Source organism: Winogradskyella sp., assembly GCF_013042245.1.
Taxonomy (GTDB): domain Bacteria; phylum Bacteroidota; class Bacteroidia; order Flavobacteriales; family Flavobacteriaceae; genus Winogradskyella.
The window spans coordinates 18,635-29,050 of record NZ_JABDQL010000136.1; the positions used below are offsets into that span (position 1 = coordinate 18,635).

The 10,416-nt window shown below is 33.4% G+C and carries 9 protein-coding genes; 7 read left to right on the forward strand and 2 right to left on the reverse strand.

Going from position 1 to position 10,416, the window contains the following annotated elements; all coding sequences use genetic code 11:
* Positions 1 to 52: 52 nt before the first annotated feature.
* From aroC to HKP48_RS10645, 7 genes are read left to right on the forward strand one after another with little or no spacing between them, the layout of a single operon-like run.
* Complete coding sequence (aroC, locus tag HKP48_RS10615) at positions 53 to 1,123, forward strand: chorismate synthase (protein ID WP_296345642.1); 1,071 nt, start codon at positions 53 to 55, stop codon at positions 1,121 to 1,123.
* Positions 1,123 to 1,740: a hypothetical protein gene (locus HKP48_RS10620; RefSeq protein WP_296345643.1), complete on the forward strand. Its 618-nt coding sequence runs from the start codon at positions 1,123 to 1,125 to the stop codon at positions 1,738 to 1,740. Before aroC ends, HKP48_RS10620 begins: the two co-directional genes overlap by 1 nt.
* Before the next feature lie 50 nt (positions 1,741 to 1,790).
* On the forward strand, positions 1,791 to 3,113 hold the full coding sequence (locus HKP48_RS10625; RefSeq protein ID WP_296345644.1) for a dicarboxylate/amino acid:cation symporter: 1,323 nt from the start codon (positions 1,791 to 1,793) through the stop codon (positions 3,111 to 3,113).
* 53 nt (positions 3,114 to 3,166) lie between these two features.
* On the forward strand, positions 3,167 to 4,204 hold the full coding sequence (gene gshB / locus HKP48_RS10630; RefSeq protein WP_296345645.1) for a glutathione synthase: 1,038 nt from the start codon (positions 3,167 to 3,169) through the stop codon (positions 4,202 to 4,204).
* An 11-nt stretch (positions 4,205 to 4,215) separates the two neighbouring features.
* Positions 4,216 to 5,370 carry a sulfurtransferase gene (locus HKP48_RS10635; RefSeq protein ID WP_296345646.1) on the forward strand — a complete coding sequence of 385 codons (1,155 nt, stop codon included), beginning with the start codon at positions 4,216 to 4,218 and terminating at the stop codon, positions 5,368 to 5,370.
* Positions 5,371 to 5,376: 6 nt separating this feature from the next.
* Complete coding sequence (locus HKP48_RS10640; RefSeq protein ID WP_296345647.1) at positions 5,377 to 6,207, forward strand: N-formylglutamate amidohydrolase; 831 nt, start codon at positions 5,377 to 5,379, stop codon at positions 6,205 to 6,207.
* Positions 6,207 to 7,364, forward strand: a complete 1,158-nt coding sequence (locus tag HKP48_RS10645) for a tyrosine/phenylalanine carboxypeptidase domain-containing protein (protein ID WP_296345648.1) — start codon at positions 6,207 to 6,209, stop codon at positions 7,362 to 7,364. The genes HKP48_RS10640 and HKP48_RS10645 overlap by 1 nt, the downstream gene beginning before the upstream one ends.
* 266 nt (positions 7,365 to 7,630) lie before the next feature.
* Here the strand turns inward: HKP48_RS10645 and HKP48_RS10650 are convergent, their stop codons facing one another.
* Both HKP48_RS10650 and HKP48_RS10655 read right to left on the reverse strand, forming a co-directional pair.
* The gene (locus HKP48_RS10650) at positions 7,631 to 8,053 is read right to left on the reverse strand and encodes a DCC1-like thiol-disulfide oxidoreductase family protein (protein ID WP_296345649.1); all 423 of its coding nucleotides are present in this window, start codon (positions 8,051 to 8,053) and stop codon (positions 7,631 to 7,633) included.
* Positions 8,050 to 10,233 (reverse strand): DNA mismatch repair protein MutS, encoded by a 2,184-nt coding sequence (locus HKP48_RS10655; protein ID WP_296345650.1) that lies wholly within the window; start codon positions 10,231 to 10,233, stop codon positions 8,050 to 8,052. The genes HKP48_RS10650 and HKP48_RS10655 overlap by 4 nt, the downstream gene beginning before the upstream one ends.
* Positions 10,234 to 10,416 lie beyond the last annotated feature (183 nt).

A 10,416-nucleotide genomic window follows, 5' to 3' on the forward strand; every position in this document is an offset into this window, starting at 1 on the left:
TGCGCTTTTTATTGTTTATATAATCAATTACATTAGCGTAAAATAAATTTTAATGGCAGGAAATTCCTTCGGAAAGTTATTTAAACTCACCACTTTTGGCGAGTCACATGGAGTTGCAATCGGTGGTATTATTGATGGTTGTCCAGCTGGTATTCAGTTAGATTTTGAGGCAATTCAGAATGAAATGAATCGTCGCAAGCCTGGTCAATCTAAAATTGTTACTCAGCGTAAAGAACCTGATACTGTAGAGTTTTACTCCGGTATATTTGAAGAAAAAACTACAGGTACGCCAATAGGTTTTGTAATTCATAATACCAATCAAAAGTCAAAAGATTATTCGCATATAAAAGATGTTTATCGTCCAAGTCATGCAGACTATACTTATGACAAAAAGTACGGCGTGCGTGATTATCGCGGTGGTGGACGCAGTTCTGCTCGTGAGACAGCAAGTCGAGTAGTAGCAGGAGCCATAGCAAAGCAGTTTTTAAATCAGATAAACATCAACGCGTTTACATCTTCAGTAGGTGATATTTTTGTAGAGAAGCCGTATCAAGAATTAGATTTTAGTAAAATTGATTCGAACATGATTCGTTGTCCTGATGAGGATACAGCTAAAAAAATGATTGCTAAAGTTCAAGAAGTTAAAAAACAAGGAGACACAATCGGCGGTACAATTACTTGTGTTATACAAAATGTACCAGCTGGATTAGGAGAGCCAGTATTTGATAAGCTTCATGCTGAATTAGGTAAAGCTATGCTCTCTATCAATGCTGTGAAGGGATTTGAATATGGTAGCGGATTCTGTGGGGCAAGAATGCAAGGAAGCGAACATAACGATAAGTTTAATGAAGACGGAAGTACGCAAACCAATTTATCTGGTGGCGTACAAGGTGGTATTTCAAACGGAATGGATATCTATTTCCGAGTCGCATTTAAACCTGTAGCAACGACGCTACAAAAACAAGAAACCATTAATAGCAAAGGTGAAACAGTAGAAATGCAGGGCAAAGGTCGTCATGACCCTTGTGTTGTGCCCCGAGCAGTGCCTATTGTTGAGGCAATGGCGGCATTAGTTATTTCAGATTATATGTTATTGAGAAGACAAGAAAAAAAAGAATGGTAATGCGAAAAATTAACTTAATATTTTTTTCTTTTTTTCTATTATGTTTTAGTTGTAATGAAAATAATGATGAAGATAAAAGTGCATTACAGCGTGTTGATTTTTTGAAGCGTAATATGATGATTCCTCTAGGTTATAACAAGATGAATGTAAAAGAGTTTTCAAAAATGATTCAGGATTCTATTTACGAAAATACTCTTTCTGATTATGACATCAAGAATATGAGACGTTTTGAAAATTTTGCAAGATATGCAGAGTTTTTTGTAGATAAAGAAGATGTATCTAACGTTATAGCTTTTCATCAAGAAAACTATATCAAAATGTCTAAAGAGGCACTTGATATTTACGTTGATATAATGGAACGCGAGTTTTTTGTTGATTATGAAGGTGATTCATTGTACGATAGTGTCAAATATAAAAAGCTGGAGAGTAAATATTCAGATTATGGCTTGGCTAACGTAGTAAAAGTAAAATATTTGCAAACCTACAATAAAGATTCTACCACCAATACTTATATGACACATTATTTAGTAAGTCATAATTTAAAATCATTTGGTGTTGTAGTTTTAAATAATAAAAACAAAGATTTTCAATATATTTTAGATACGTTTAAATTATAATATATCTGATAGTGTCATTAAATACAGTGACTGAAACAAAAACAAAAAATATGAAAAAACTCGCATTGCATTGGAAGATTATAATAGGAATGATTCTGGGAATCATTTTTGGCTTTATAATGAATGCTTATAATGGTCAAAAGTTTGTGACTGATTGGGTAGCACCATTTGGTACAATATTTATCAATCTTCTGAAGCTTATAGCTGTGCCATTAATTCTAGCGTCTTTAATCAAAGGGATTTCAGATTTAAAAGATATTTCTAAGATTCGCGATATGGGACTTAGAACTATTGGGATATATATAGCTACTACTTTAGTCGCCATAGTCATTGGACTATCAATAGTAAATTTAGTTAAACCAGGTACTGGAATGCCACAAGATACTATTGAAAAAATTAAACTCAAATACGAGAACGACGCTGGTGTTACAGATAAGCTTATGAAAGCTAGTGCACAAAAAGATGCTGGTCCATTACAGGCCTTAGTCGATATTTTTCCTAGTAATATTTTTCAATCCATGGCAGACGCTAGTATGCTCCAAGTGATATTTTTTGCGCTTTTTGTAGGTATTTGTTTGTTATTGATAGGAGAGAAAAAGGCGAAACCCATGATTGATATTTTCGACTCACTTAATGAAGTCGTTATGAAAATGGTAGATTTAATAATGTTGTTTGCGCCATATGCTGTTTTTGCATTGATGGCTAATGTGATTATCGCTTTTGATGATACTACGATACTTGCAAAACTATTACAATATGCATTCTGTGTTGTAGGTGGGCTGCTACTCATGATAGGTTTCTATATGATGTTAGTTAAGATTTACGGTAAAAAATCACCAATGTGGTTTTTAAATAAAATTAGTCCAGCACAGTTATTGGCTTTTTCAACAAGTAGTAGTGCAGCAACTTTACCTGTAACAATGGAGCGTGTTGAGGAGCATTTAGGTGTAGACAAAGAGGTTTCAGGATTTGTTTTACCTGTCGGAGCTACTGTAAATATGGATGGAACAAGCTTATACCAAGGTATTGCAGCCGTGTTTATTATGCAAGTGATTTGGCCAGAAGGGTTAACGTTTTCCAATCAGTTGGTTATTATATTAACCGCATTATTAGCTTCAATTGGTTCTGCAGCAGTACCAAGTGCAGGTATGGTGATGCTAGTTATAGTATTAGAATCTATAGGTTTTCCGCCAGAATTATTACCAATTGGATTAGCACTAATTTTTGCTGTAGACAGACCCTTAGATATGTGCAGAACTGTTGTGAATGTTACAGGAGATGCAACTGTTTCAATGTTAGTGGCAAAATCTTTGGGTAAACTTCACGACCCAAAGCCTAAAGAATGGGATGATAATTATGAAGCTGTGAAATAATTTGATAAAAACTTTAAAATTTTTATATTCAGTATATAAAAAACTAACCAAATATGAATGTTTGTTTTATCATGTATCCTTGGGAAAAAATAGACCCAGAAAACGATACAAGTCTAGCCTTAATAAAAGAATGTGTGAAACGTGGGCATGGAGTAGCTATGTGTACACCTGCCAATTTAACTATTCGTGATAGTGTTACAAATGCGTTTTGCATTGTTATAGGTCGTATGGAAAAAGTACCTTCAACGTTAAAGGCATTTTATAACAAAGCAAAATTGCGTGAAGAAATGTTACCCTTAGCTGGGTTTGATGCCATATTTTTTAGAGCAAACCCACCATTAGACCCGTTAATGCTTAATTTTTTAGATTCTGTAAAGGATGATGTTTTTATCGTAAACTCTCTGCAAGGTATGCGTGAAGCGAATAATAAACTATATACTGCTGCATTTGGAGACGCACATAGCAATATCATTCCTAACACTCACGTATCCAAAAATAAGAATTACTTGATTCAACAGATTAAAGACTCTGAATCAGATAAGATGATATTAAAACCCTTAAATGGGTTTGGTGGTTCTGGTGTAATTCTGATTGAAAAATCGGCGATGAACAATATCAACTCACTACTTGATTTTTACATCAGTGCTGGTGATGGAGAATCTAATTATGTGATTTTACAAGATTACATCGAAGGTGCTGACAAAGGCGATGTGCGTATCCTTTTATTAAACGGAGAGCCAGTAGGCGCTATGAAGCGTGTTCCTGGTAATGATGATCACCGTTCTAATGTTTCTGCTGGCGGTTCGATACAAAAACATACGTTAACCAAAGAAGAAAAAGCATTGTGTAGACAAATTGGACCAAAACTAGTTAAAGATGGTTTGTATTTTGTTGGGATTGATGTCATTGGAGGAAAATTGGTAGAAGTCAACGTAATGTCTCCAGGAGGTATCACATACATCAATAAGGTCTATAAAAATAAGCGTAAGGTAGAAGAGAAAGTTGTTGATTTCCTTGAAAGTAAAGTACTTGACAATTTAGAGGCTTTTAATAGAAGAACACGCCTAAGGAAGGCTGTTGAAGAAGCATAGAATCTATTGATATGCTTCAAATTGAAACACCACTAGTTTCTGTAGATTGGCTTCATAAAAATATTGAAGCAGAGAATTTAATAGTCATGGATGCCACGATTCCTAAAGTTAGTGGTTTATGTTTTGAGAAAACTCAGTCTTACATTCCAAAATCACAGTTTTTTGATATGAAGAAAAAATTTAGTGATACTTCTGCAGAATTCCCAAATACAATTCCAAGCAAATCTCAATTTGAAGCTGAAGCACAACAGTTAGGGATTAATAATAATAGTGCCATAGTCGTTTACGATCAACATGGTATTTACTCTAGTGCTAGAGCTTGGTGGCTGTTTAGATATTTTGGACATAACAACGTAGCCGTTTTAGATGGTGGTCTACGGCAGTGGATTAAAAAAGACTTTTCTACTACTGATACTTATATTAATCAGACTGTTAAAGGTAATTTTAAAGCTACAATACACTCAGAATTAATAACTAATTATGAAGGTATACAAGCACTTTCAAAATCAAAAGAAACATTAATTCTGGATGCACGTTCATCTAAACGATTTTCTGGTGAAACGCCAGAACCTCGCAAAGGCTTACGAAGTGGAACAATTCCAAATTCAGTAAATTTACCTTATACTGAATTATTCAACGGTAATACATTAAAATCCAAACAAGAGTTAAAGTCAATTTTTTATAAATTAGTAAACCATCAAGACAAGTTAGTCTTTAGCTGTGGTTCAGGTATAACGGCTTGTAATTTAGTATTAGCAGCTTCTGTTTCAGGCTATAAAAACATAACAGTTTATGATGGTTCTTGGACAGAATACGGAACGTTGACTCATTATGCTATGGATACACCAAATTGGACAAAGGATGAATTGATGGCTTATATATTGTTATACGCAGCACATTCTGACTTTAAAGAAGATAATCATGAACGTAATGTTATTATTTCAAAAGTAGATATGATAACATTTCAAAAAATTCATAAAGAGTTTTCAGAGGATAATGATTTTCAAAGTATTCAAAAAATAATAACTTCTGTTAATGCACATAACTATTCTAGTCAAAATATCGACCAATTGCTAGCTGATATTAAAGGCCTTTTTTTTGCTGATGGCAATTTTGATGTTAAAGAGCACGCAATGCTTCTGTTTTTAAAACGTATTTTAAAATAGACTTTCATGGAGAGACTTTCCGTTTCTGAAATTATTCAGAACATAAAATCTGAAAATTGTTTTCACGCCGTAGCTGAAGACTATTCATTTACTATTAAAATTGAAGAATATGTTCATTATGCCTGTGGTGCAGTGCATAATGGGCATCAGTTTAGAAAAGAGCTTTGGGACAATTGCTTACATTCTGAATATGACCGTTGGTATGAAGAAGATCCAGAGACTAAAACTATGGTGGCTTCTCATCCAATAGTTATTGGCGGTTGCGATTCTCGTTTCGAATATGACTTAAATCGTTCTCCTGAAGATGCAGTTTTTGAAACTGCTTGGGGTAAACAATTATGGAAATCACCATTAGAAGTATCTCAAAAGGAAAAAAGTCAACAAAAACATGCTAATTTTTATAAAGTTGTAGAGGCACTTATCGCTAAGCTTGAAGAAAAATTTGGCATTTGTATCGTTTATGACATGCATAGTTACAATTGGCAACGTTGGGATAGGGAAGTGCCTACTTGGAATCTAGGTACATCAAATATTGATAATGAGCGTTTTGAAGCTTGTGTTGGAGATTGGCGAAAAGCATTGGCTTCGATTGAGTTACCTTATGGTATTAAAAGAACTTCGAAAATTAATGATGTGTTTCAAGGAAATGGTTATTTCTTGAAATTCATTACCCAGAATTTTAAAAATACTTTAGTTTTGGCAACCGAAATTGCAAAGGTGTATTGTGATGAGTATAATCGAATTATATATCCTGAAGTTGTCACTGCAGTAGAGCATCAACTTAAAGATTTGCTCCCAAAACATGCCGATGATTTCTACAAAAGATTTTCTAGTTAATGATTAATATAAAAAACAAATCTGAATTCCAAGATATTTTTGAAATTGATGCTAATCTAGACAGGTTAGTTAAAAACATCGAATTACTCAATTATATAAACCCAATGAATATATCGGCTGAGAAGAAGAAATTCTATTCAGCAAAGTATAATTACGAGCCAGAATTTAAATACCCGAAAATTAAGTTTAACGGTTACAAGTTACATCGCTTGTTTTTCTCACAACGTTTAGAGCGTATAGAAGATAATGATATTCGTCAGTTATACGAAGATATTATTTATGAATATTCGGGGTTAATAGAATGTATTGAAACTATTGGTCAAGGCAGGAAATTTTATTATAACAGTCTAAAAAGTTTTGGTACACCGACTGAACGTGATATAGAAAATGCGAAATTTATTCTAAGATTTGACGATACGGATACAGTAGATTTAGAATCTATTTATGATGTTGAATATGCCAGAGCTTACTTTGAAGACTATTCTAAACGTTACAATTTTAATTATAATATAAAGATTAGTAATAATCTTTCTGCTGCTGCTATGGTGTTAAACAATACACAGACTTTAGTTCTTAAGAAGAACCATAAGTATAGTAAAAATCAGCTTCAAGTGCTCGCAAACCACGAAATAGGAGTACACATGGTAACAACATTTAACGGACTATCACAGCCATTAAAGTTATTTTCTAATGGCTTTCCTAATAATGTTGAAACCCAAGAGGGTTTAGCCGTTTATGCCGAATATATGAGTAATTCATTAACTATGTATCGCCTACGCGAGTTGGCATTTAGAGTCATAGCAGCGGATAGTTTGGGTAAAGGTTATAGTTTTTCAGATACGTTTGATTTGCTTTACAGGCAGTACAAAGTTGAACGAGATAAAGCGTTTAGTATTACCCAGCGTATTCATCGTGGTGGAGGATTTACAAAAGACTTTCTTTACTTAACGGGACTACGGAATGTCTATAAATATGCCAAAAGTGACAAGAATTTAGGGAAATTATTAATGGGTAAGGTTTGTATGTCATACGCGCCAACCATTGACAAGCTCTTAGATTTGGGCTTAGCAATACCACCAATTCATTATACTGATGCTTATACCGAAAATAATAACTCTAATCCTAATTTAGATTTTATTCTTAGTGGTTTGAAATAAAAACCCCAAAGCCAGATTTTTAGGTCTATCATTATCATAATGAAACTTACAATTGGGTAGACTTGCCGTTTCGTAAGAGTTTGATTCGTTCCCAACTAACAGAAGTAGGGCTCAAACTAACATAATCTTGCTTTGAGGTTTCAAATTAACCAACCAACAACTATTAAACTCTATCTAAAATTATAGGAATCAATATGTTTTAAAAAGTGAAATTGAGTATAAGTAGCTATAAGTTTAGTGAAATACCCTTTTGAATGTGTAAACACTTAATCTAAAAATTTAGCTTTCAATTCTGGTGTAGGAATCATACAAGCATCTTTCTTTCCATACCATCTGTATCTATTTTTAGCGATAAAATCGTAGACCCAATTTCTAATGAATGCTGGAATAATTGAAAATACTGATAATACTTTAACAGGAAATGTCAATGATTTAGAAACTCTTAAGGCTGCCGTAGATTTACTATAAATTTTATGAGTCAAAGGATTGTAAAGAAGAATTGAATCAGTTTTCGAGGTATCTACATTGAAATCTTCAATAATTTGTTCTCCTATTTTACTTTGTAAAGGCGCAAATAGAAACGTATCTTTTTTATCACGTTTTATAACGTATAAAACACTACTATTACAAAGGTTACAAACCCCGTCAAAGAGTATCAATTGCTTATTTTTTGGTACGTTAACAATCATTTTTTAGCTTCAACGAGTTCTAACAAATCAATACTAACATTAGTTGTAAATAAGCCATAGTTTACCGTAGCTTTATTCTTTTCTATACCGTCAATTGATCCAACAGCTCGACCATCATGCATACGTACACGGTCTCCAATTTTTAGTACAGGTTTAGGTGGTGCAGGCTTTTCTTTTTCCTTTTGCTTTGCCGCTTTTTTCTTTTTACGAATAACTTCTACTTTCTTTTCCGCTTCCTTTTTTATTTGCGCTTCTTTAGCCTTTTCTGCTCTTTTTTGTTTTGCAGAAATTTTCTTCTTCTTAGAGTTTTCTATTTGAACGAGTCTGAATAACTCCGACATTAATTCTCGTTTTATATTATTATTCTGAAATTTATCTGCCAAGTCATTGACTTTTTGGCCGAGATAAATTAAGCGCTGATTACTATCGTACAATTCTTGATAGCTTTCCAATTTCTTCTGCACCTTTTGGTTGATTTCCTCAAGCTTATCGGCTTCAGATTGCTTTTTCTTTTCGTTGGCTTTAAGAGATTGTTCTGTTTTTTCGAGTCGACTTCTTTGTTTTTGAAGTTTAGCAATAGTTGCATCAAAGCGAACTTTTCCACGTTCTATTTTTTTCTTTGCTTTATTGATTAAGCTATATGGAATTCCGTTTTTCAGAGCAACTTCAAACGTAAAGGAACTTCCGGCTTGGCCAATAACTAGCTTATAAATTGGTTCTAGTGTACGTTCGTTAAATAACATATTAGCATTACGCATGTAGGGTAATTCGTTGGCTAAAAGCTTCAAATTACTGTAATGCGTTGTGATTATCCCAAAAGCTTTTCGGTCGTAGAATACTTCTAGAAACGATTCAGCCAAAGAACCACCTAATTCTGGATCAGAACCTGTTCCGAATTCATCAATTAGGAATAAGGTATTCTTATTACACTTTCTCAAAAAGTAATTCATCTGCTTCAAACGATAGCTATATGTGCTCAAATGATTTTCTATAGATTGATTATCGCCAATATCGCTCAAAACTCTGTCAAATAAACACATCGTACTGCGTTCGTGTACAGGAACTAAAAGGCCACTTTGTAGCATAACTTGCAATAAACCAACAGTTTTAAGCGTGATACTTTTTCCACCTGCATTTGGCCCAGAAATGACTATGATTCGGGCTCCATCTTCCAAACTTATAGTTTGAGGAAATGTTTTTTTACCTTTTTCTTTATTAGTTAAATAGAGTAGTGGGTGATAGGCATCACGAAGATGTATTTTATGTTCATCAGAAATTTCAGGTAAAATAGCGTTCATGCTTTGCGCATATTTAGCTTTTGCTGAAATAACATCAATCTGAATTAAAAAATTCTGATATTGATTTAACAAAGGCAAAAACAAACGAATGTAGCCCGTCAGTTCTTTAAGGATTTTTATGACTTCTTCCTGCTCTTCATAAACTAAATTATTGAGTTCTCTGGAATATTGAAGCGTCGTTTCAGGCTCAATGTATACGATACTTCCTGTTTTACTGCCACCCATTATAGCACCTTTTACTTTACGGCGATACATGGATTTAACGGCTAAAACACGTTTATTTTCTACAACAGATTCACGAATATCATCTAAATACTCAAGATTATGATACTTACTTAATGCTGAAGCAAAACTGGTATTTATTTTGGTGCGTAATTGACCAATAGATTTTCTAATACTCGCTAGAGCAGGTGAGGCATTATCTTTTATATCTCCAAAACGGTCAACCACAGCATCGACTTGTTCTATTATTGCTGTAGTGTGTTCTATGGGTGCTGATAGTTCATATAAATTGATATAATATTCTTTGAATTTTTTTAGAAATTTAAGAATTGTATTAACTGTCAACGATGTACTGACAATCTTTTGTAAGTTTGGAACTTCTAAATAAGTATTCTCAATCTCTAAAAGTTTGATTTCTTTAGTTAATGCTTCAAAACCATGATTAGGAATACGGTTATCGCTATCAAAAGATGATAGATATTCATTTGTATAGACCAATTCTCTTTTTAGAATTTTAGCAGAGCTAAAAGGTAGAATTTTAAGCGCAGCGTCTTTTCCTAAATTGGTAATACAATGTTCACTCAATTGCAATTGTACAGTACTAAACTCTAAATCGTCTAAGGTTTTTTGGTGAATATTTATGGTTCTCTCCTTACTCAAAGTATTATCTGTTTTAATACGAATGCAAATTTAAGTCAATTCAACATTTGCACCTAATCAGGGCAAACGCATCATAATTTGAGTATTTTTAGCATATATTGATTATTGATAGCCGCTTTTAGTCTTCTGCTTTTAATACCCACTTTAGCTTTGATATCTTTTTTAAGAAGATTTAAAGCGATT